This window comes from Caballeronia sp. LZ033 (genome assembly GCF_031451265.1).
Lineage (GTDB): Bacteria > Pseudomonadota > Gammaproteobacteria > Burkholderiales > Burkholderiaceae > Caballeronia.
In genome coordinates this window covers 658,046-681,229 of the sequence record NZ_JARUXQ010000004.1, presented here as the reverse complement: position 1 = coordinate 681,229, position 23,184 = coordinate 658,046, and the positions used below count along the sequence as shown (strand labels likewise).

Here is a 23,184-nt window from a genome sequence, read left to right as displayed (position 1 = left end):
CGATGTCCCCGGCTCGCGGGCCGGCCCCGTGCCGATGTTAGCAGCGCCACCCGTCAAGGCCGCGTGGCCCGCCGCGCATTGCAGCACCGATCGATCAAAAAAACCGACCCGAGGGATATTCATGCACGCCGTCACGGCCTTCAATCTGGTGCTCATCTCGCTGATCGCGATCATCGCGCTCGAAGTCCTCGCGCGCAGGCTGCGTCTGCCGCCCGCCGCCGCGCTGCTGATCGGCGGCGTCGCCATGGCCTTCGTGCCGGGATTGCCGAAGTTCGAACTCGATCCCGAACTCGTGCTTGTCGTGTTCCTGCCGCCGCTGCTCATGTACGGCGCCTATTTCTTCGTATGGGACGACTTCAAGCGCAACCTGAGCGGCATCCTGCTGCTCGCCATAGGCGCGGTGGCCTTCACCACTTTCGTGGTCGGCGTGGCCGTGCATCTCGTCGTGCCTTCGCTGCCATGGGCCGCCTGCTTCGCGCTGGGCGCGGTCGTCTCGCCGCCCGATGCCGTCGCCGCCAAGGCCGTGCTCGAACGGGTCGCGTTGCCGCGGCGCCTGATGGTGCTGCTCGAAGGCGAAAGCCTGCTCAACGACGCTGCCGGCCTCGTGCTGTTCCGCTTCGCGCTCGTCGCGGCGATGAGCGGCGTGTTCAGCGCGCCGCGCGCCGTCGCCAGCTTCGCGGGGCTCGCGATCGGCGGCGTGGTGGTCGGCATCGTCGCGGGGTACATCGCCGTGAAGCTGATGCGCGCGCTCGCGGACGACTATCTCGTCATCACCACCTCCATGCTCACCGCGTGGGTCAGCTATATGGCGGGCGAGATGCTCGGCGTGTCCAGCGTCATCGCCACGGTCACCTGCGGCATGATGGTCGGCTGGCATCAGCACGAAGTGTTTTCGGCGGCGCAGCGCATGCGCGGCACAGCCTTCTGGCAAGTCGTCGTGTTCGTGCTGGAGGCGCTGGTGTTCGTGCTGATCGGGCTGTCGCTGCGCGGCATCGCCGTGCGTCTGGGCGGCGTCGGCGATGCCTTTTCGCTGCTCGGGCCCGCGACCGCCGCGGTGATCGGCGTCGTGATCGTGTCGCGCTTCGTGTGGGTGTTCGGGGTCGAGGGACTGAAAGGCATCGTGTGGTCGCTCAAGGGCCGCAAGCTCGCAGGCGCGGATGCCGAAGACGCGCGCGCCATGCGGCCCGACTGGCGCGCGGCCACGGTCGTCAGCTGGGCGGGCATGCGCGGCGTCGTGACGCTCGCGGTCGCGCTCTCGCTACCTGAGGAAATGCCGGGCCGCGACCTCATTCTGTTCGCGGGCTTCGCGGTGATCCTCGTCACGGTGCTGCTGCAAGGCGCGACGATCGGTCCGCTGATCAAGTGGCTCGCGCTCGCGACCGGGCATGAACGCTCGGCGCGGCATCTGAGCGAGCCACAGGCGTGGGCGCGCATGGAAATCGCGCAACTGGCCGCCATCCAGCCGCTCGTCAGGGACGCGAACGGCGAGGTCATTCACCCGCGGCTGCTGGAGCAGTACACGTATCGCGCGGACTTGTCGTCGCGCTTCCAGAACGAAGAGGACTTCCCGACCGAGGCGCGTCATGCGCACTACGATGTCGTGCTCGCGGCCATCGCCGCGGGTCGCGCCGAGTTGCTGAAGATGCATCGCGGCGGGCAGATTCACGACGAGCTGCTGCATTCGCTCGAACACGACCTCGATCTGCAGGAGATCATCGCGCTGCATTCCCGCGGCACGTGATCAGTCGCCGCCGTCGCGGGAATGAACAGGCGCGGCAAGCGGCAGGTCTGCCGACGCTTCATCGCCCGACATCCAGGCGAATGCCGTGACCGCCGTGCGCGCATTGTTGCGCAGGCGGATGAGCCACCGGCCTGACGGGGCCCTGTGCGTCGTGGGTTGAACGGCGATGAGGATCATCGGCCGGGCGCCCCGCGCGCCCCGGCCGAGATGCACGACGCTGCACAGCGTATCGGCGCCCTGCCTGTAGACGCCGATCTCGCCACGCGTCAGCCACGCACTGCCGACGCCGTCCGGCGTGACTACCTGAATGTCGATGTCCGGGTCCGCGCCTGCGCCGTCGAGCCAGATCTCCGCGAAACTCGGCGACGCGCAAGCGGCGGGCACCTGCCACGGCAACGCGGCCTGCGTGATGAGGGTGCGGGTATCGCGGCACTGCGCCCAGTTGTCCGTGCCGGACGGAAGGATGATGGAGCACGCGCCGATGTCCATCAGCTCGTCGAGCGCGCCTTCGATCAGCGAACTGCCGTCCTGCTGCCAGGCGACATCCCCGGCGTTCATGCTGACGAGCGGATGGCTGCGCGGGCCGCCGATATCGTGCGCCCGCTGCGCCACGTAGCGGACGGCGTCGAGCAGGCTGGCGTCCGGGCTCGGCCCGACTCCGCCGCGTACCGTGCGGCTGCGGCGCTGGAGCTGTACGCCGATCATCGGCGGGCGTTCCTCAGGGCCGGTGAGCGGACCCGGACGATGCAAGTGCGTCTGGTTCGACGTGGCGGACGCGTCGCTCAACAGCGCGTTCATCCGGTTCTTGAGCAGTTCGCCGCCGTACCCGAGGCCGCGCGCGCTGTTGGCTGCATCGTTCTGGTTCCAGAAACAATGAAAGCGCGTGTCGGTGCCGAATGAATGCTGCGCGTGACGCCGATGAAAAAATGAAAGCTCTTCCTCGCACACGCCCACGATCATGCGCGCCGGAAAGGCGCAGGCCGGTACGGGGCTAAGCGCGGCCCGGCCGTGCGGACGCACGCCGTGCGCCGACGCGAGTGTCGTCATGCCCGTTAGCCGTTCGATTTTTCCGGAGAGATCGGTACCGAGCCGTGTGAAGAACTCGCGTGTGACGTGAGCCGTGCAGAAACGCGTGCTTTCGAGTCCGTCCGGAGGATCCCGATACAGCGCGGAAATCCAGATCCAGTCCTGCCAGCCATAGCGGTCGATCTCCTGCGCGAGCTGCCGCGCGGTGAAACCGCCCCGCTTGAGTTCCAAGGCAACCGGCATGCGCGCGCCTGCTTCGCCGGCGGGATTCGCGCGCCGCTCCAGGTTTGCCCACACGAAATAAGGGTCGAGCCGGATTCCGGATGCGAGGAGCTGGCGGGCCGCTTCGCCAAACACATCGCGGGGAACCGTTCTCTCCCAATGCGGCGCCATGCCTGTTTCCCTCTTTATCGGTGTTGTCGTGGCTCGAACGCGTTTGACCTCGGGCGTTGGTGCGACACGACTCATCTGATTATTTCGGGTACCGAAATTCCAGTCGAAACCCGATCAGGGCTACCGTAGTCACTCGGCGCGTCCTTGGCAAGCGGGATTGCCCTTGCATTCCGCGCGCAAGCTGGCTCCTCTTACATTCGGCACACGATTTCAATGTGCCGAACGATATGAGGCAAGTGCTTCATTCGGCCGCGCGCGACTCCGGTTCAGGAAACACGGACGAAGTCTTTCGTCCATCGCGCGAGGTCTTCTTTCTGCGCGCCACCAGGTTCAGGCCTTCGACGAAGCCCGCGAAGCCCATCGCGGCGTAGATGTAACCCTTGGGCACATGCGTGCCGAACCCTTCGGCAATCAGCGTCATGGCGATCACGAGCAGGAACGACAGCGCCAGCGTCACGACCGTCGGATTGCGTTCGATGAAGCGCGACAGCGGTTGCGCTGCAAACAGCATCGTCGCAACCGCGAAGATGACGGCGATGAACATGATCGGCAGATGTTCGGTCATGCCGACCGCCGTGATGATGCTGTCGACGGAAAAGACGAGGTCGAGCAGCAGGATCTGGCCGATTGCGGACCAGGCCGTCATCGTGCCGATACTCGACGCGACGCCCGGCGCATCGTGCGCCCCCTTCCCCACGTGGTGATGCATTTCCTTGGTTGCCTTCCACACGAGAAACAGGCCGCCCGCCAGCAGGATCAAATCGCGCCATGAGAACGCATGATCGAAAAGCGAAAACACCGGCGCGGTGAGACGCGCGATCCACGCGACCGTGCCCAGCAGCGCAAGGCGCATCACGAGGGCGAGCATGATGCCGATACGCTGCGTGCGCGCGCGTTGCTCCACGGGAAGCTTGTTGCTCAGGATGGAAATGAACACGAGATTGTCGATCCCGAGCACCACTTCCATCACGATCAACGTAACGAGTGCGGCCCAGACGGCGGGATCGGTGGCGAGCAAAAGAAGATATTCCATGGATTTTTTTGTGGATGTCGGTCAGCTGAGGAATGGTGCAATCATCCACAGTCCGTCCCAACGGAAAAATCAGCGATAATCGGAACGGTACTTCGGTTTTTCCGAAGTCAGGTCTCACGCCCTAACCGCCGGGGAATATCCGCATGCTCAACTATCGTCACTTGCATTACTACTGGGTCGTCGTCAAGGAAGGCGGCTTCGCACGGGCCGCCGAGCGGCTCGACATGGCCGTGCAGACCATCAGTGCGCAGGTGCGGGAACTGGAAAAGTCGCTCGGGCATCAGTTGCTCAAGCCGGCGGGACGCGGCGTCACCATGACCGAAGCGGGCCAGGCCGCGTTCGCCCGCGCCGAGGAAATCTTTCAGCTGGGGCAACTGATTCAGGACGAAGTGCGGGAAGCCGCGAGCGGCACGCTGGCACGGCTGGCGGTCGGCTTGTCTGATGGCATTTCGAAGCTAGCCGCGCACGCGTTGCTTGCGCCGGTGCTCGGCAATTCGTCGCTGCGGCTGCTGTGTCATGAAGGCGAGACCGACGAACTGCTCGGCGAACTGGCCTTGCATCGGCTCGATCTCGTGCTGTCAAGCCATCCCGCGCCGCATAACCAGAACCTGCGGCTGACGAGCGAACGGCTCATCGCGTCGCCGGTGGATTGGTACGGGCCCGCGTCGATCGTCCGCAAGAGCGCCATCGACCGCTTTCCGGAGAGTCTCGCCACCCTGCCCATGCTGCTGCCCACCGGTCACTCGTCGCTGCGCGCGCGGCTGGATCGTTGGCTGGAGACGCAGGCGATTGCGCCGCGCATCGTCGGCGAATTCGAGGACAGCGCGCTGATGGCGGTCTTCGGCGCACGCGGGCTCGGCGTGTTTCCGCTCGCCGAATTCGGCGCCGGCGACGCACCCCTGCTGCGCGGTCTGCGCTGGCTCGGCCGCTCGCCGGACGTGAAGGAAGAGGTGCATGCCATCGTCTCGCGGCGCGGACGACATCATCCGTTGACGCAGCAGGTGCTCGCCAGCGCGCTCGGCTAACTTCGCTTTTTTCGAAGTCTTGGTTCCATTGATTCTGCTTTTTCGATGCGCCGCCGCCGCTTAACCTGAGCCTCACGTTCACCAAGGAGGCGTTCATGAAAGTCCTGTTCAAGTCCCGCGACCCCGAAGCCATCGCGATGCACGAACTGGCGAAAACCCGCAGCGAATTCGTTTTCCGGCGTCTGGCGTGGCTCATTTCAAAGGCGACGGTCAGCCTGTCGGACATCAACGGGCCGCGCGGCGGCCTCGACAAGCGCTGCCAGGTGGAAGTGCAGGTCAGCAAGGAGAACAAGGTCGTGGCGACCTCGATCGCCCGGGACTGGCGCGGTGCGATCGATCTCGCGCTCGCTCGCGCAGTGCGCTCACTGGTGCGCCGCCGCCAGCAGAGCAAGCCGAAGACGCGGCGGGTACGCGCCGGCAGCATCGCGTGGAACCTGACGGCGGAGCCGGAGCCGGCGTTGCAGGCCGCCGTGGCGCCGCGCGTACGCATGCTGCGCAGGCTGGCGGCGAGTAACGTGTGATGAAGCCCCTGCGGGCTCGCGCGCAGTAGACACGAGCCGGGCGTTCATCCGTCCGGCGCTAGCGCTCCGCCATGGCGACGCGCGGCCCGCGCTCCGCCAGCCGCCCGTCGAGTTCGGCCTTGCCGTACTGGATGGCGTAGTTCTCGGCAGCCTGCGCTGTCGGGAACGAACGGAACGGGCCAATCGCCCGGCGCGTGCCGCCAGGACGCTCGATCAGCAGCGTCGCGACGAATTCGCCGGACAAATGCCGCACGATCGCGGAAAGCTCACAACCTCGATACTCGACTGGGGTGGAGTCCATCACTCACCTCGCTCGCTTGAATGGACAGGGGCATGAGCCAATCTACTCAAGTGTCAAAAAACGCGTAACCCCGCTTGTGAGTGCCTGCGAACGCAGGCCTAGCGATTCTTTCGTTTGTCCGACGGCACCCCTTCACGCAAACGATTGGCCGATCTCCGTCCGGGCAGCGCCCTTCCGCTTTCAATCAGGGTTCTCCCATTTCGTTTTAAGAATTTTCCCGCTCGTGAAGCGGAAAACGTGATTTATTCTGTTTCTTGAAACGACATGACGAATAGCGCATTCGATTATTAACGCACGGCCTGGCAAGCATTCGATTCTTACTTGATAAAGAATTGTTTCGAATGTGATGATGGAGCAAAGTTTTGATATCCCCGTTTGCACGTAGTGTCATTGATGAGCTTGGGCCCTTGGTTCCAAAGCCACCGGATCCCGACAAGCCCGCTACTCTGCTTCTGAGAAACAACGAAAACCCATTTGGCACAGAATATTGTCGTTATCCTGGTTTTGGCAATGACGCAATTTTCAAGCTGACTGAAAGCTATCTGGACTGGCTCCAGCTATCCGAGCAAACCGATCACGCGGCGCCGCTCGTGCTCGATGCTTCGAACCTCATTTTCACAACGGGTGCTGCCGGCGCGCTGGAACAGGTAATCAACGCGTTCTTCGAACCCGGAGTTGAGCGAATCGCCCTGACGCCGCCGTGTTTCGGCGTGTTCTCCCGATTGGCGACGATTCATCGCATCGAAGTCGTGCCCGTGCCACTCTTCGGTTCGGCATATGACCGCCTCGATGTCGATGCCTTGTGCGAAAGTCAGGCCAAGGGCGTCGTACTGTGCGACCCGAATAATCCAGTTGGAAGCCGCCTGAATCAGGCTGACCTTGAGTTGCTGATGAGGCGCTTTCCGGGCCTTGTCATCATCGACGAAGCTTATGTCGAGTACAGCCGGAAACCCTCGAATCTCCGTCGTCTGGAAGCGTTTCCCCGGCTTTTGATTCTCCGCACGATGTCCAAGGCTCTTGGCATGGCCGGACTGCGAATTGGCGCGGCGATCGGCGCGGAAAGACTCATCGAGCCGCTGCGCCGGGTTCAACTGCCGTTTGCGATCTCGTCCGTGGCCGCGAACGCTGCCCACGCGGTCCTTGCGAATCCAGAAAGGGTCATGCGCGGCATCGAGCAATTCCGGCGCGCCCGCGACGCGCTCTATCGGGCCCTCGCCTCTCTCGCCTGCGTTTCCGACATCTGGGGTGACGACTGTGGCTTCATCAGCATTCGCACGCGCGCTTTCAGCAAGGTGGTCCATGCACTGCGCGCTTGCCGGATCGAGCCGCTTTTCAACCCTGAAGGGCTGCATGACTGCATTCGTTTTTCGATCGGTACGGCCAGCGAGAACGAACGCGTCATTCACGCATTGAAATCAATCAACTAGTCAAACAAGATGACCCACGCAGAACATTTCACCTCACACGCGCTTTCGAAAGTTCAGGTAATCAGGCGCTGTGATATCCCGGCTATCACATCAATTCAAGTCGATGACGAAATTCACTCACTCGGTGAACATCGCGATTTTCGCCGGCATCCCTTCTTTCGCGACTTCATTCCGGACCAGGGACGCAGTTCATTCAGCTGGGTCAGTCTGAAAGACGGTGAAATACTGGACAATCATGTTCATCCGGTGCAATCGATGATTCTGATTTGCAGCGGCTCAGTTTATCTGACGGGAGAAACCGGACAGCTGCTGAACGAAGGAGACGCTGCCTGCGTGCCAGCCGGAAAACTACATGGATTTCGGACCTGCAAAGGACAGCAATTCCACGGACTTTCAATTCAGTTCGACGGCAACGGATTATATGAAGTCGAAAGCTTGCCGAGAGTCGCATTCAGCAATGACGCAACGCATTCGTTCGCGAGCCTCGAAAAAATCAACGCGCTGCTGCTCGAGCGACACGGCCGCAATCCGCTGTTCCAACTGTTGCGCGGCAACCGGTTACGCTCGGATGCGGCACGGCGCAAGCGCTTCCTGGAGGCGCTGCTCGTCTGGTCGCGCTATTTCCAGCGAATGATTCATGCGCGGCAGGCGTTCTGCACGGAGCCGGGGCTGCTACCGCTTTATACCCGTCATCTGCGCGACGAGCTCGGACACGACACGATGTTGCAGGAACAGCATGGTCTTGAAGGCAATACCCGCGACCCGCTGCTCGAAAGGGCGGCGCAATGGTTCGTCGACAGGATGCTGCATGCCGATGAAGCGGAAAAACTGGTGATCGTTCATCAGGTGGTGGAGGCAAGCGGATTCCTGTTCGGCCAGGCGAGCCGCCCGCTTTTCTCCCCGCAGCGCATGCGGGACGCGTGCTACTTCGACCTGCATGCTGAAGCGGACGGCGACCACCGCGATGTCGGCCGAGCCTGGCTGCAGAACCTTCCTGCCGAACGATTCGCCGGTCTGATCGGGACGTGCCGACAGGCGTGGGATCAGATGGACGAGGTTCACGCACGCATCGCCGCGCTGACGGAGGCGTTCGGTTCGACCGGCCTCGCCGCGTGAATCCGGAGTCTCACGATCCGCTCGCGCGCTGGCGGCATCTATGGCCGCATCGGGATAACCAGACGGTCTTTCGCGAAACGCTCGGGCGTCTCTTCGACGACTACTGCCGGTGGCATGAGCATTGGCAAGGGCCGCTGTCCGAACGGCCGCCGGCCGACAACCGACCGCTGCTGCGCGCGATCGAGTTGCTGGACGATCTGTCGCGGCGGCTGCAAGCGGATTCCACGCCGTGGCCCGCGCCGCAGTATCTCGCGCACATGAATGCGGACCCGCTGCTTCCCGCGGGACTCGCGTACTTCGCCGCGATGCTCTACAACCCGAACAACGTCACGCCGGAAGCAGCGCCGGTCACCACGACGCTGGAACACGAACTGAGCGACGACTTCTGTCGCCTCTTCGGGTTCGATCCGCAACAAGGCTGGGCGCATCTCACGTCGGGCGGCCATGCCGCCAATTACGAGGCCATCTGGATCGCCCGGAATCTGCAGCGCGTGCCCTTTGCTCTCGCAGAAGGGAATAACCCGCAGGATGACGCCCGCCTCTGCAATCTGCCGCCTCGGGAGATCGTCGCGCGGCTCTCGCACGCGCTCGAAAACGCCCCACCGGAACGTTTGCGGGCGCGGATCGACGCACTCCACGATCATCCCGCACTGCGCGGGGGACGCATTCTCGTGGCGAGCGGCCGCCACTACGCGTGGGACAAATGCGCCGACCTGCTCGGACTGGTGCTCGAACCGGTGGAGATGGACGCTTCGATGCGCATCGACATCGCGGCGCTGCGCGAACGCCTGTTCGCTCACTTCAAGGCGGCGTATCCGGTCGTTGCCGTCATTGCCACGGCGGGCAGCAGCGGCGAAGGCAGCGTCGATGAGATTCACCGCATCGTGGCGCTGCGGCAGGAGTGCGAGGAGCGCTTTGGCGTGTCGTTCTTCCTGCACGTTGATGCCGCGTTCGGCGGTTATTACCGCACCTTGCTTCAGCCTTTGATCGATGAAGACGCATGCACGGCGCCGCACGTCTCCGGGGTGCTCAAGCCTGAAGTCGTGGAAGCACTGCAAGCGCTTTGCCACGCCGACACCATTACGGTCGATCCGCACAAATGCGCCGGCGTGCCGTATCCCGCCGGCTGCCTGGCGATTCGCGACCGCCGCTTCTCATGGGCGGTCTCCAGCCAGACCCGCTATTTCAGGCCGTCATCTTCGCGCCATATGGAACATGGCCCTCACACGCTCGAGGGCGCGCGGCCTGGCGCTGCCGCGGCGGCCGTATGGATGGCGCATCGGCTGTTCGGCCTTCACCGAAGCGGGCTGGGCGCCTTGCTGGCCGGCAACGCGCTCACCGCGACGCAACTCCATCACGCGCTCAACGCGCAGCCGGCCTTCCTGCTCGATGGCGTCGCTCACTGCTTCAGAAGCATGTTCGCGCCGGACCTCTGCATCCTCAATTTCTGCATCCATCCAGCGGAACAGGTAGTATTAAACGCGCGCAGAATTGAACTGCTCAGTGAGCGAATGATCGGCAACGCACAGTTGCCCGGTAGCGGAGATGAAAAGCTGCCATGGTTTTCGCGTAATCGGGTGTCGTTGCGGGACATCATGCCGGACGCCGTTCGCCGGGAAACCGATGAGACGGACGACACGACCGTGGTGCGCTGCTGCGTGATGAAACCGGTCTCGCACGACGCGTTCGCTGCATTTCTGCGCAATAGCCTCGACCGCCTGTTTGCGCGGATCGGGGGAAGAGAAACCTGAAGCGGTCCGACAAGGCGCCTCCACGCGTATGGGATGGCCGACAACCGGACCGCACCTGCTGTCCGTCTGTCCGGGCCAGCCGTTGGTTCCGACAGTTTGCGAATCCGACGGTCTGACCGTGCGCCGGACAGTCGCGCACCCCAATCGCTTCATGACAAAGCCCAAAGAAGACCGACATCGCAAGACCGCCGCCTGCCTGATCGCCTGTGCGGCGCTCGGCGTCGCTAGCAAGGCCGCCCATGCACAGGAATTCAGCGTCCTGGCCGGTCCGCTCAAGAGCAGCAGCCAGCACACGTATTCGTGGGAGGCGAGCTATCGCGAGGGCATTGGCCGTTACGCCGCGTGGAGTTTTTCCTGGGTCAACGAAGGTCACATCCCGGATCATCATCGCGACGGCCAGTCGCTGCAGTTCTGGGGGCGTTTGCCGCTGTGGAACGATCGGCTGGAATTGTCGGCGGGCGCGGGGCCGTATCGCTGGTTTGATACCAAGCAGGCGCAACTGGGCGGCGACTACTCCAATACGCACGGCTGGGGCGGCCTGTTTTCGCTGCGCGCCGCGTATTACTTCGATAACCGCTGGATCGCCGAAGTGAAGCTCAACCGCGTGCAGGCGTCCGGCGGCCCGGACACGACCGCGCTGCTGTTCGGCATCGGCTATCAGCTCGATGCACCGGAAGGCCGCGGACCGCGCGCGCGTCCGGTCTCGCGCTCGACCAACGTGACGAACAACGAAGTCACCGTCATGCTCGGGACGACCATACTCAACAGTCTCGACTCGGAGTCGAATCTCGCGGAGAGCGTCGAGTACCGGCGCGGGCTGTGGCATTACGTCGATGTCACGGCCACCTACCTGCACGAAGGCGGCCACGTGCAGTCGCGCCGCGACGGCATTGCCGCGCAGATCTGGGCCACGCGCGCGTTCTTCGACGACCGGCTGACGCTGGGCGTCGGCGCCGGGCCTTATCTGGCGGTCACGCAGAACGACGACCTGCCGCAGAACCGCACCGGCGATGGCCGTTTCTCCGGGCTCGTGTCGCTGTCGGCGAGTTACCGGTTCGATCAGCGCTGGCTCGCGCGCGTCACGTGGAACCGTGTGGTCACTCGCTATGATCGCGATGCGGACATCATCGAGGCAGGCGTCGGGATGCGCTTCTAGAACAACTCCTGCTGGCCCGACATCAGTCCGGCGAAGTCGTCGCGCATGAAGGGCAGGATGCCGTCGGCGACGGGCTGGAGTTGCTTGCTGACGTAGTGCTCGTAGTCGATCGGCGCATGACGCGCCTCCACCGGCTCGGGGCCGGCCGTCGTCATGACGTAGCTGATCCAGCCGCCGTTCTGGTATTGCAGCGGACGGCCCTGTTGCCGGTTGTACTCATCCGCGATGCGCGCCGCGCGCACCTGGGGCGGCACGTTGCGGTGATAGTCGCCGAGCGTGCGGCGCAGGCGCTTGCGATACACGAGCAGTTCGTCGAGTTCGCCGCGCCGCGTGCGGCCGACGTAATCGCGCACGTAGTCGTCGTAAGGCTGGCCCTTGAAGATGCGCGTATAGAGTTCCTGCTGGAAGCGCTGCGCGAGCGGCGTCCAGTCGGAGCGTACGGTTTCCAGGCCCTTGTAGATGATGTCGTCGCTGCCGTCCGGGCGCGTCGTCATGCCCGCATAGCGCTTCTTGCTGCCCTCTTCGGCGCCGCGGATCGTCGGCATCAGGAAGCGCCTGAAATGCGTTTCGAACTGGAGTTCGAGCGCGCTCTCCAACCTGAAGGTTTCGCGCAGATGCTCGCGCCAGTATTCGTTCACATGCGCGACGAGCGCCCGTCCGATGCGCGCGGCGTCGTCCTCGCTGCGCGCGCGCCGCAGCCAGACGAAGGTCGAATCCGTATCGCCGTAGATCACCGTGTAGCCGCGCGCCTCAATCAGCTCGCGCGTGCGATGCATGATTTCGTGGCCGCGCATCGTGATCGACGAGGCCAGGCGCGGATCGAAGAACCGGCAGCCGCTCGAACCGAGCACGCCGTAAAACGAATTCATGATGATCTTGAGCGCCTGCGACAACGGCTTGTTGTGCTGGCGCTTGGCGGCTTCCCGTCCCTGCCAGACCTGCGCGACGATCGCGGGCAGGCAATGCAGGTCGCGCGCGAAACGTGCGCCGCGAAAACCGGGCACGGTATCGGCGTCATCGGACAGGCTCATGCCTTGTGCGAGCCCGGCCGGGTCGATCAGGAACGTGCGGATGATCGACGGATACAGGCTCTTGTAGTCGAGCACGAGCACCGAATCGTACAGACCGGGCCGCGAGTCCATGACGAAGCCGCCGGGACTGGCTTCCTCGGGCACGTCGCCGAGATTCGGCGCGACATAACCGAGCCGATGCATGCGCGGCATGTACAGGTGCGTGAAGGCCGCGACCGAACCGCCGCTGCGATCGGCCTGCAGGCCGGTGACGGTGGCGCGTTCGAGCAGGAACGACAAAAGTTGGGTTTTCTCGAAGATGCGCGTGACGAGTTCGCAATCGACGAGGTTGTAACGTGCGAGCGCGGGCTTGTCGTGCCGGAAGCGCCGCTCGATTTCGTCCATGCGCGCATAGGGCGTGTCGATGGCCTTGCCCTCGCCCAGCAGCGACTGCGCGACATGCTCCAGGCTGAATGACGGGAAGCTCCAGGTGGCCGAGCGCAATGCCTCGATGCCGTCGATCACGAGCCGTCCCGCGATCGAGATGAAGAAGTGATTGCGGTTGATGCCGTGCTCGCGCCACTCCACCGGGCTGCCGTCGCGGCCGATGGTGAGCGGCACGCCGAAGTCGTCGGCATGGCGCTGCAGCACGCGCAGATCGAACTGCACCACGTTCCAGCCGATGATCGCATCCGGATCATGATGCGCGATCCAGGCGTTGAAGCGGCGCAGCATGTCGGCGCGCGTGGCGCAGTATTCAAGCGCGAAGTCGACGTCGCCGGGTGTTTCGTCCGGCGCGCCGAGCATGTAGACCTGACGGGCGCCGCAGCCTTCGAGCGCAATGGAATAGAGTTCGCCGCGCGCGCTCGTTTCGATATCCAGCGACACGAGTTTCAGCGCCGGCCGGTAATCCGGCGCCGGCTTGAGTTCGCTCGCGATGGTGCCGTCGCGCGCGACGCCTTCGAACGATACCGGCGCCGTGATGAAGCGCTCCATCAGATAGCGCTCGGGCGGGCGGAGATCGGCTTCATAGACATTGACGCCCGCATTGCGCAGAGACTTCTCGAGCGCGAGCAACTGGCGATATTGCGTGCAGTACAGCCCGAGCACCGGCTTTTGCTGGAAGTCCCGCAGCGGTAAATCGCGCAGGTAGGCATCGCGTATTGCGCTGATCAGCGGTTCGGCCTTCGCCCGCTCTTCCTCGCGAATGAACGCGACGCTCGTCTGCACGCCGATGCGAATTTTCTGCGGCCCGTCATCGGTAGCGAGCCAGAAATCGACTTCGGCGCCGGCCGGTGTGTCGCGCCAGTGACGAGTCAGCAGAAAACCGTGTCGTGCGGGAGCCAGATCGTTACCTTCGAGAGCGCGTGCCATCGAAGCATTTTACTTGGCGTAAAAACAAACAGCCCGGCGTAAACATCGCGCCGGGCTGGAACATTCAACTGAGTTGCGGTGAAAAGATAAGTGCGGTGGCGGCGGTCCGGTCGTCTACCGTCCTGGCGGGCGGTCCCCCGCAGGCGCCCGGTGCCGCCACCGCTCAAGCAGCCTGTGCGACCAGGCTTGCCCGTTGCGACTGTAACGCCGCTACGTGATCGAGTACCGTGTGCTCCGCATGCTCCGGCACTTCGTTCTTCGAGATTACCTCCAGCGCGGCTTCTTGACTGGCCTGTTTCGCGGCCGCCGCTTTCTTGGTCTTCCCCGCGCGTGACGGCGGCTGGCAGGCCCCGCACACCACGTTGTTCTGCAAATCATGTTTGTGTGCGACGAACTTCCCGGTGCAGCGGCAGCATGAGGTCATCTGCAGCATGCCCGCGTCGAAGAAGCGCACAAGAGTCCAGGCCCGCGTGAGATCGAGTACCGCCTCGGCGCCGCTATGATTGCAGTGCTCGAGATACAGCCGATACCCTTTGGTCAACGCTTCGAGATGCGAGCATCCCGCTTCGTTCTTCAGGAACGTATAGGTGTTGTAGAACAGCGATGCGTGGATATTGGCCAGCCACGTCATGTACCAGTCTGCCGAGAACGGCAGCATGCCCTTGGGCGGCGATGCGCCCTTCACTTCGCGATAGAGACGGATCATGCGGTCCCGCGAAAGCGTCAGTTCGCTTTCGAGCACTTGCATGCGCGCACCGAGTTCAATCAGCGCGATGGCGCGGAACACTTCCTGGGCGTCTTCAGTGAGGCTCTTCTTCAGCATGGCTCGCTCCGTCGTCACTTAAGCGAACTGTTCAGCCGGCTGGCCAGCCAGCAGGATTGCCGCGTGCGTTGGCGCAATGTCCGCGTTCTTCGCGGGTTGCGTCAAAGCCGACAGCATCGTGTGATCGTTGAAACGGAAAGCGCAAAGCAGGTTGTCCGACGAAGCAAGCTTGACGACCTGAGCGAGCGTGAGACCCGACAGCAAGTCGGCCAGCTCCCCCGACAGACCGAGCCGGAACATGCCGATGGCGCGGTCTTCGCGCAGCAGACGCTGCGCGAGCATGATGTACGACAGATTGATTTCCCGGATCGATTCCAGCGTTTCGCGACCGTTCATGGTTGCAACTTCCAGTAAATCCCCGAATTTCCCGCCGGCTTTTAGCCGATATCTTTTTTGTGGCCTCACCAGGCTCGTTCCGCCCGGCTACGTACTGCGTAATCTTTGTTTCAGTGCGTTACATCTTGTAACAACACTGTGAAACGGATTCTAAGTACGGGCTGAAGCGAAAGCAAGGTCATCTCAATAATATTTTGTTGCAAACAACACTTTGTATCGGTAATTTTTTCGATCGATCCAAAGTTACCTGTAGCGACCGCAAACTTTATTCTTCTGATGTTTAAAGGGTTCGAAGCCCACTGACGTCTTTTTCTTCAGAGTATTTGCGCAATGTCAGCCATAACGGGGGCTTCAGCCAGTCCGTTGACAGCGTTTTCCTGATTTTTTTAGATATTCATCAGATGATATGGACGTTAAAAAGCCGCATTTCTGCTGTATTGCAGATATGCGGCTTGGCGAGTAATAAATACCTCTTACGTGTTACGGGGTTGTTACTGCCAATCGCAGTCCCGTTGTTACAGACTCGTCAACGTTGAGGCATACCCTTTCTCCACGCGCCCCAATGTGTAACAACCTCCTGCACGAACGGATTGCCGGTCAGATACAAGTTTTCGATCGCGGGCGTGAACCCGCCCTGTGTCGAATAGTTCAGAAGATTATCTTCCGCGGTCTGTCCCTCGTAGGGGCGATCGAAGTCCGATCCAGCCCGCAGCACCGCCAGCCGGGACAGATCGACACGTTTCACGCTCGCGGCCCGCTTGAGCGCTTCGAAGGTCGCGTTGTCTTCCTGCTGCGTGGTGCAGTAGACACCCTTGCCGTCCGTCAAGAGACGGGTCCACTCGCGTGCCCGCTCGCCAATGTATTTCCCCGACCACCACGTGTCGCCGGCCAACGTGTCGCACTGAATCACGCGCGGCGGCTGGTTGGCCGGCGCATAGCCAAACTTTGCGCGCGCTACCTTTGCTTCGTCGCTGTCCGAAAGGGTTACGTTGCGTGACATGGCGTAGGCCGCATCGGCGAGTGCCGGATTCAGCGCGAATACCTCGGTCCGATAGTCGAGCGGCGGTTTCTCCTTCGGCCCCTTCGTGTTGATGCCCAGGAATCCGCTCGGCCAGTCGGCGGGTTTCTCGCGCGCGTCCAGTTCCCACTGGATGCCGAAGTCGACGAGATATTTCGCCCAGGCCGCCGAGCCCACCGTACCGCGCGCCGGATCGATGCCCGCGATCCCCGCGATCAGGAAGTAGGTGCGCCGCAGGTCGAACCGGTCGGAGAAGGTCAGCGCCATGATCGAGGCCGCCGCGTTCGTGTGGCCCATGCCCGTTGTGATGACGCAGACTTCGTCGCGATTGCAGTGCACCGCGGGATAGTCCGGCGACAGCCCCGGCACCTGCACCGTATCCCATGGACCGAGCTTGTCGAGCCAGATCTGGCCTTCGGGCCCGAACATGCTGATGATCATGACCTTGACCGGACGGCCGCCGTTGCCGTGCCGGTCGTGATCGTTGCTGAAAGTGTCGTCGCGTTGCTGGGCGAAGGCGCAGCCGGTGACGGTGGCCAGGCTTGCAATACCCAGCGCAAGCGCAGTGGCGCGGATCGATTTCGTGAGTTTTGCAGCGGGGGAAGTGGTTCGAAGCGCGCTTGATTGATATTTCGGACGTGACGCGGGAGCTATTTTCATGCGGGCGGATCCTCATAAAGGTTCGACCTTCGAAAGAAGACCGCGCCCGCTCACCGGGCACGGCCAGCCCGCGCAATTATAGGAGAGCCAATAAGCGCTCCATGTTGCAAATCGTGTCGAACGGCGCTCCGTTACGAGCCGCCCTGCGTCGCGCGCGGCGGCGGTGCGCTCGAGGCCACGCCCGCCTCGCTGGTCGGATGCTGGGCCGCTCGCGACGGCTCGCCGCGCTGCTCCGCGCCCGCCTTATCGGCGTCCTGAACGCCGGCATCGGCGGGATCCTGGGTCGAATCCTGAGCACCCTCCGCATTCCCGCCGTTGACGATGACGAAATTGCGCTGCGGATTCGCGATCTCGATGCCGCGCGCCGTGAATTCGTTGAGAATGCGCCGGTTGAATTCGCGCTGCACCGGCCAGCGCGAGCTGTCGCGACACTGGATCTGGCCTGCCAGCGTGACGGTCGAACCGTCGACGGCATCGACGCCCCAGAAACTGAAGTCGGACAGGATGCCGTCGCGGAACGCCGCGTCGTCGCGCAACGCCGTGCCGATTTCCTTCAACGTGGAGATCGCCAGATCCACATCCTGGCCCAGTGCAATCGACACGCGCACCGCCGCGTTGCCGATGCCCCGGTTCGTGTTGTTCACCGTCGATACCGAACTGAACGGCACGGTATAGAGCGAGCCGTCGCCGCCGCGCAGACGCACCGTGCGAATCGACAGATATTCCACCGTGCCTGAGACACCCGCGAGCGTGACCCAGTCGCCGACCTGCATCGCGTTTTCCATCAGCAGGAAGATGCCGGTGATCAGATCCTGCACCAGCTTCTGCGAACCGAAGCCGAGCGCGACGCCAAAGATGCTCGCGCTCGCCAGCAGCGGCGCCGTGTTCACACCGATCTCCGACAGCCCCGTCAGCACGACGACCATCGCGATGACGATGAAGAGGCCGCTGCGCATCATTGGCAGCAGCGTGCGCAGGCGTGCGGCGCGCAGGCGTTCGCCGCTAGCGGTCCACTGCTCGAGGCGCTGCTCGACGATCGCGTTCGCCCCTTCCCACACCAGCAACGCGAACAGCGCCGCAACCGCGATGGTCACGATCGCCGAGGCCAGCCGGTTGCCGATGCCGCCCGCCGTGAAGAAATGGATGATGTCGATGCCCCACACTTCGAGCAGCGCAATCAGCGTGACGATCCCGATGAGCACCTGCACGAAGCGCCGCAAGCCGGGGTAATAGCGATACGCGCGACGGCGCACGATGGATTGCTGCGCGGTGTCGTCTTCGTCGTTCTCACGGAAGACACGGCCGAGCGCACCGAACACGACGATCGCCAGCACGCGCGCGCCGATCAGCACCAGCAGCGACAGGCCGCCGAGATGGAACAGCGTGCGATAGCCGTTCTTTACATCGAGCGCCCACACGAACCACAGCGCGATCACGAAGAAGATCGCGACGCCGGCCCAGACGTCGGCGACCCAGTTGCCGAACAGGCGCACCGAGCGGTTCGCACGTGCGCGCTCGCGGATGCCTTGCGCGACCGAGTTGCGCGACTCGAAAATGACATATGCGATCATCAGATGCACGATCAGCAGCGTGATCTTGAGGACGGCAATGCGCGCGTCGCCGGACAGGCCGATTTCCTCGCCCGCATTGGCGAGCGCGATGCCCACGCCCGCCACGGTCGCGATCCGCCTCACGCAGCGGTGCGTGTACACCGCATAGATATCGCGCATTTGCAGCAGTCGCAGGCCGCTGGCGCGCGGCGCAAGAAAGAACGCGCTGACGATGACGATGGCCCGGCACACGAGATAGACATCGATGAGCGCGCCCGCGACGCGCGCCTGGGGCGTGTTGTCGTCGATGAAGAGCGACATCAGCAAGGTCACCGCGCCGATGAACACGACCAGCGGCGCCAGCATCAGCAGCCCATTCAGCAGCGCGCTCGGCAGCCGTTGCAGCAAGGTCCAGTGCCGCGCGGCGTGACGTTGGCCACGTGCGCTGTCGGCCTTGCGTTCGGCGAGATGCATCGCGGTTTCGTCGCCGCTGCGTACCGCGGCGTCTTCCGCATGCTCGGCCGCGCGCTGCTCCTGCACGAGTTCGGGTTCCTGCACCTCGGCGTCCGCCACGCCGCGCGCCGCGAGCCGCGCGCGCGGCTTCTTCAGCAGACGCGAGCACAGCAGTTCGAGCAGCACCGCAGGCAGCAACGACGCCAGCACCGTCCACGCGACGCGGCCCAGCAGCGTGCGCCCCTGATCGGTCGCGGTGCTGCCGCGCCACCATGCGGCGACTGAGCCGAAGTCGAGCAGCGTGGAAATCGAGTGACGCGTGCCCGAGCCGATCTGCACGAGCCAGTGCCCGGCCTGACGCGACAACTGCGAAGCCAGGCCATTCGCGGTCAGCGAATGCGCCAGCACGCCGGATGCGCCGGACGCAGGCGCCGCCGCCGACGCCTCCTGCGCCGCGCTCGCGGGCTGAGGCGTGGCGAGCGCGCCCGCGGCGGCGACCGCGCGCAGCGTGTCCTCGACCTGCGAGCGGCGCGCGGGATCGTTGAGCACGGAGAGCGCGTCGCGCGCCTGCTGCGGTGTCAGCGCGACCGCCGGCTGCGACGCATGCGTCGCGGCGCCGGCTGCGGCAAAGGTGGATCGCGGGAACGTCGAGAGCAGACTCGACACGGTGACGAACAAGACGGCAAGAAGAACTTTGCGCATGGGTCGGATGAAGATTACGAAATTTCGGGGACTCGATGCGGACAACACGCACGACCTAAGGTGATGCGAACAACGCTGCGCGACAGACAGGTTTCCTGGGCGCTTGACTGCTGCGGAACAAACTCTGCTTGCGATGCAGCGTGGAATTACAACGGGCGCTTGCATCGATGCAAAAGAGAACGGAACGAACGTGGCGCAGCACCACGACACGTCATAAGCTGCTGACCGCCCTGATCGGGGTAGCACTTGGCGCGCCCGCTGCCGCGCAGACGGCGAGCGGCAGCCAGGGCATGGCGGCATCGGCGACGGCCGCGCCGTCCCGATATGATGCGGCGCCCTTGCCCGAGATGGGCGTTACCCAGGTTCCGTCACGCGAACAGACACAGGTGCCCGCCACGCCCGTGACACCGCGGCCGCATCCGGGCGCATCCGCAAGAAGTCTACGCTAACACGTGCGTCTCACGTCTCACGCTTCACCTGCGGCGGCCGGCTCGTTGCGGTCGCGTGCAACGTCCGGCTCGAAGAACACCCAGCGCACTTGCGGAAACGCGCGCTGCAAGTCGTCCTCGATCACGTTGATCGCGTCGATCATCGCGCGGCCGCTCGGGTAGTCGATCATTTCCGCCTGCACCGCCACGACCACATGCTTGCCCCATTGCAGCGTGATGAGGCTGATGATGCGCGTGATCTCGGGACGCGCCCGCAAGTGCGCCTCGACGGCCTTGCGCACTTCGGGGCTCGCGGACTCGCCGACGATCATCGACTTCACTTCGCGCGCCACCAGATACGCGATGATCATGAGCAGCACGCCCACGCCGATGGAACCCGCCGCGTCGAAGGCGGGATTGCCGGTGAGCATCGTCATCAGCACGGCGGCGAACGCGATGGCGAGGCCCAGCAACGCGGCGACATCCTCGCCCGCGACCACCAGCAATTCCGATTCGCGTGTTTCGCGGAACCAGCGCCACAGGGATTTGTTGGGCGTGCTCTTGCGGATCTCGCGAATCGCGCCCGCGAGCGAAAACCCTTCCAGCACGACAGAAATGCCGAGGATGACCAGCGCCACGACCGGGTTCGACAGCGGCTCGCGATGCATGAGCCGGTGCGCGCCTTCATAGACCGAGAACGCGCCGCCCACGAAGAACAGCAGCAGCGCCACGATCAGCGCATAGAAGTAGATCTCGCGGCCCGAGCCCAGCGGATGCAGCGCGTTGGCCGGCGCCTGCGCGCGCTTCAGCCCGAACAGCAGCAGCAATTGATTGCCGCAATCGGCGGTGGAATGGATAGCCTCGGCGAACATCGAGCCCGAGCCGGTGAACGCCGCCGCCCCGAACTTGCACACGGCGATGCCGAAGTTCGCGGCGAGCGCGTAGAAAATCGCTTTCGGTGATTCTTCCTTCATGCGGTCGTGTGGTTGCGTGGTGATCAGGGACGTTTCAGGAAACCTCGACGCGCCCCGCGCCATCGACCATCTCGCCGATGACGGCGGCTTCGTCGAAACCATCGGCGCGGAAGAGGGCGAGCACGTCGTTCACCGTTTCCGGCGCACATGAAACGAGCAGGCCGCCCGAGGTCTGCGGGTCGGTCAGCAAGGCGCGCGCCTCGTCGCCCCCGACGTGCAGCGCGATGTCGGCGCCATAGGCGTTCCAGTTCCGTCCGGACGCGCCCGTGTAGATGCCTTCGCGTACGAAATCCTGAACCTGCGGCAGCCACGGCAGGTCTGCATAGCGGATGCGCGCCGTCAGCTGCGCGCCGTGCGCCAGTTCGAGCGTGTGGCCGAGCAGGCCGAAGCCGGTGACGTCGGTGAGCGCGTGCACGCCGTCGAGTTGCGCGAGTTCCGCGCCCGGTCGATTCAGCTTGGTCGTCGCGGCGATCATCGCGGCATAGCCGGCCGCGTCGAGCCGGTCCTTCTTCAGCGCCGCCGACAGCACGCCGACGCCCAGCGGCTTGCCGAGCACCAGCACGTCGCCGGGACGCGCGGCGGCATTGCGCTTCACGCGCGACGGATGCACGACGCCGATCGCCGCCAGACCGTAGATCGGCTCGACTGAATCGATGGAATGGCCGCCCGCGACGGGAATGCCCGCCTCGGCGCACACCGCTTCACCGCCCTTCAGCACTTGCGCGATGACCTCGTGCGGCAGCACGTTGATCGGCATGCCGACGAGGGCGAGCGCGAGGATCGGTTTGCCGCCCATTGCGTAGACATCGGACAGCGCGTTGGTCGCGGCGATGCGGCCGAAGTCGAACGGGTCGTCGACGATCGGCATGAAGAAGTCGGTGGTGGCAACGATCGCCTGTTCGTCGTTGAGCCGGTAGACGGCGGCGTCGTCGGCGGTGTCGTTGCCGACCAGCAGGTCCGGGAACACGGGCAGCGGCGTCGCGCGCTTCAGCAGGTCCGCCAGCACGCCGGGCGCGATCTTGCAGCCGCAGCCGCCGCCGTGGGACAGGCTCGTGAGACGTGGAGAGGTCGTATCGTTCATGGTCGGGGAAAGGGATGTGGGGTCGTGCATTGATGCGTGCCTGAACGGGCATTATCGCCGCTCGCGCCGTAGTACGTTCTACACGATCCGTTTGAACAAATCGGGATAGTCGAGCACGAGGCCGTCCGCATCGACGGTGATCTCCGCCGTGAAGCCCGTGTCGAGCCCCTCGTAGCGATAGCGCCGCCCCGGTTCGATACACGTGTACGCCTGCTCCGCCGCATTGACCGCAAGCTCGGGCACGCGCACGTAGGCCACCCGGATCACGCGCCGCTCGCCGCGTACGAGCGCGAGCCGGCGGATCGGCAGCGTGTTGGTGAAAGGGGTCGCGGTGAGATCGACGTCGATGCAGCCGCGCAGCGCATCGAGCGGCGTGCCGTTCGCATCGCGCCATGCGTCGTGATCGTCGCGATGCAAGTCTAGCGCCGCGCCGCCTGCGAGCTTCAGTGCGAGGCGCGTGACCTGCCAGCGCGCATCGCATTCGATGCGGTACACGAGACCGAACGTCTGCGCATCGCTTTCGCCGACCACGGCGCTCTCGATCACGACGCCCTTCCCCGACACCTCCATCACGAGATGCTCCAGTCCCGTGCCATCTTCCTGCGACCAGCGCGCGCTCTTCATTGCGTGTCCTCCCCGGCGTGATGCGGATCGGCCCAAGGATACAACGCGTCACAAAGCCTTTCGATATGCCTTCGGGAGCCGCGTTTCGCTCGACGACACGAAACCTCACACGGTATACTCCGCGCCATCCCTGCGCAGGCGCGCGCATCGTAGCCACAGCGCCATTCACGCGATCCGTGTCCCGGCGATCCGCGCCTGTCGAACGTCCCCGCTTCTTTGGATCGCCCACCGCATGAAGAACACTCTTGCTCCCGCCTTGCTCGCGCTCGCGCTGTCGGCTTCGATGTTTCAGGTCGTCCAGGCCCAGGAAACGCCGGACCGGCCCGAGGACTACTCGTATCTGACCAAATTGCGCGTGCCCGACTCCGTCGTGCAATGCGTCGCGGCATTCGATCGCTGGGTGGAACACGCGCCGAAGTACGACACGCTGATCGTCCCCGACCGCCGCGTGCTGGCCGCGAAAATCGACAGCGAAACGCCGATCCTGAGCCTCGGCAATCCGATTCCGGTGGACAAGGTCATCGTGATGCGCGCGTTCGCCAAGTCGCGCGGCAAGGAACAATGGACGCGCATGGACAGCCGTTGCGGCGTGCGCGACGGACAGGTCGTGGGCGTTTCGCTCACGCCCAACATGAAGCCGAAGATCGTTCGCTGATCCTCC

The 23,184-nt window shown here is 63.9% G+C and carries 19 protein-coding genes; 8 read left to right on the top strand and 11 right to left on the bottom strand.

The window, feature by feature from the left end:
- Positions 1-121: 121 nt before the first annotated feature.
- On the top strand, positions 122-1,741 hold the full coding sequence (locus tag QCE62_RS30315; protein WP_309926253.1) for a Na+/H+ antiporter: 1,620 nt from the start codon (positions 122-124) through the stop codon (positions 1,739-1,741).
- Here QCE62_RS30315 and QCE62_RS30310 read toward each other — a convergent pair whose 3' ends face one another.
- Both QCE62_RS30310 and QCE62_RS30305 read right to left on the bottom strand, forming a co-directional pair.
- Entirely contained in the window at positions 1,742-3,010 is a 1,269-nt protein-coding gene (locus QCE62_RS30310) for a hypothetical protein (RefSeq protein ID WP_309926251.1), read from the bottom strand.
- A gap of 391 nt (positions 3,011-3,401) precedes the next feature.
- Entirely contained in the window at positions 3,402-4,193 is a 792-nt protein-coding gene (locus tag QCE62_RS30305; RefSeq protein WP_309926250.1) for a TerC family protein, read from the bottom strand.
- 143 nt (positions 4,194-4,336) lie between these two features.
- Between QCE62_RS30305 and QCE62_RS30300 the strand changes: the two genes are divergently transcribed.
- Positions 4,337-5,218, top strand: a complete 882-nt coding sequence (locus QCE62_RS30300) for a LysR family transcriptional regulator (RefSeq protein ID WP_309926248.1) — start codon at positions 4,337-4,339, stop codon at positions 5,216-5,218.
- Positions 5,219-5,313: 95 nt separating this feature from the next.
- Positions 5,314-5,739, top strand: coding sequence for an HPF/RaiA family ribosome-associated protein (locus tag QCE62_RS30295; protein WP_309926246.1), 426 nt, complete (start codon positions 5,314-5,316; stop codon positions 5,737-5,739).
- A 58-nt stretch (positions 5,740-5,797) separates the two neighbouring features.
- On the opposite strand, the gene QCE62_RS30290 is transcribed toward QCE62_RS30295, so the two are convergent.
- Positions 5,798-6,040, bottom strand: a complete 243-nt coding sequence (locus tag QCE62_RS30290; RefSeq protein ID WP_309820123.1) for a hypothetical protein — start codon at positions 6,038-6,040, stop codon at positions 5,798-5,800.
- A 407-nt stretch (positions 6,041-6,447) separates the two neighbouring features.
- Here QCE62_RS30290 and QCE62_RS30285 point away from each other — a divergent pair, with 407 nt between their 5' ends.
- The 4 genes from QCE62_RS30285 to QCE62_RS30270 all read left to right on the top strand — a co-directional run bounded on the left by QCE62_RS30285 (position 6,448) and on the right by QCE62_RS30270 (position 11,490).
- On the top strand, positions 6,448-7,467 hold the full coding sequence (locus tag QCE62_RS30285) for an aminotransferase class I/II-fold pyridoxal phosphate-dependent enzyme (RefSeq protein ID WP_309926244.1): 1,020 nt from the start codon (positions 6,448-6,450) through the stop codon (positions 7,465-7,467).
- A gap of 9 nt (positions 7,468-7,476) precedes the next feature.
- Positions 7,477-8,583: a hypothetical protein gene (locus QCE62_RS30280; RefSeq protein ID WP_309926243.1), complete on the top strand. Its 1,107-nt coding sequence runs from the start codon at positions 7,477-7,479 to the stop codon at positions 8,581-8,583.
- A complete protein-coding gene (locus tag QCE62_RS30275) occupies positions 8,580-10,334 on the top strand; it encodes a pyridoxal-dependent decarboxylase (protein ID WP_309926241.1) in 1,755 nt (584 codons plus the stop codon). Before QCE62_RS30280 ends, QCE62_RS30275 begins: the two co-directional genes overlap by 4 nt.
- Positions 10,335-10,485: 151 nt before the next feature.
- Positions 10,486-11,490, top strand: a complete 1,005-nt coding sequence (locus tag QCE62_RS30270) for a hypothetical protein (protein ID WP_309926239.1) — start codon at positions 10,486-10,488, stop codon at positions 11,488-11,490.
- Here QCE62_RS30270 and QCE62_RS30265 read toward each other — a convergent pair.
- The 8 genes from QCE62_RS30265 to QCE62_RS30230 form a co-directional block, all read right to left on the bottom strand.
- Positions 11,487-13,874, bottom strand: a complete 2,388-nt coding sequence (locus tag QCE62_RS30265) for a DNA polymerase II (protein ID WP_309926237.1) — start codon at positions 13,872-13,874, stop codon at positions 11,487-11,489. The two genes, QCE62_RS30270 and QCE62_RS30265, sit on opposite strands and share 4 nt — an antisense overlap.
- A 163-nt stretch (positions 13,875-14,037) precedes the next feature.
- Entirely contained in the window at positions 14,038-14,697 is a 660-nt protein-coding gene (gene flhC, locus QCE62_RS30260; protein WP_309926235.1) for a flagellar transcriptional regulator FlhC, read from the bottom strand.
- Positions 14,698-14,715: 18 nt separating this feature from the next.
- Entirely contained in the window at positions 14,716-15,033 is a 318-nt protein-coding gene (gene flhD / locus QCE62_RS30255; protein WP_309926234.1) for a flagellar transcriptional regulator FlhD, read from the bottom strand.
- A 526-nt stretch (positions 15,034-15,559) separates the two neighbouring features.
- Entirely contained in the window at positions 15,560-16,711 is a 1,152-nt protein-coding gene (locus QCE62_RS30250) for a purine nucleoside permease (RefSeq protein ID WP_309926233.1), read from the bottom strand.
- A gap of 131 nt (positions 16,712-16,842) precedes the next feature.
- Positions 16,843-19,416 carry a mechanosensitive ion channel domain-containing protein gene (locus QCE62_RS30245; protein ID WP_309926232.1) on the bottom strand — a complete coding sequence of 858 codons (2,574 nt, stop codon included), beginning with the start codon at positions 19,414-19,416 and terminating at the stop codon, positions 16,843-16,845.
- A 466-nt stretch (positions 19,417-19,882) separates the two neighbouring features.
- The gene (locus QCE62_RS30240; RefSeq protein WP_309926229.1) at positions 19,883-20,818 is read right to left on the bottom strand and encodes a cation diffusion facilitator family transporter; all 936 of its coding nucleotides are present in this window, start codon (positions 20,816-20,818) and stop codon (positions 19,883-19,885) included.
- A 34-nt stretch (positions 20,819-20,852) separates the two neighbouring features.
- Positions 20,853-21,899 (bottom strand): selenide, water dikinase SelD, encoded by a 1,047-nt coding sequence (gene selD / locus QCE62_RS30235; protein WP_309927507.1) that lies wholly within the window; start codon positions 21,897-21,899, stop codon positions 20,853-20,855.
- Between the two features lie 78 nt (positions 21,900-21,977).
- Positions 21,978-22,523, bottom strand: coding sequence for a putative glycolipid-binding domain-containing protein (locus QCE62_RS30230; protein WP_309926227.1), 546 nt, complete (start codon positions 22,521-22,523; stop codon positions 21,978-21,980).
- Positions 22,524-22,755: 232 nt separating this feature from the next.
- Here QCE62_RS30230 and QCE62_RS30225 point away from each other — a divergent pair, with 232 nt between their 5' ends.
- Positions 22,756-23,178: a BspC domain-containing protein gene (locus QCE62_RS30225; protein WP_309820088.1), complete on the top strand. Its 423-nt coding sequence runs from the start codon at positions 22,756-22,758 to the stop codon at positions 23,176-23,178.
- Positions 23,179-23,184 lie beyond the last annotated feature (6 nt).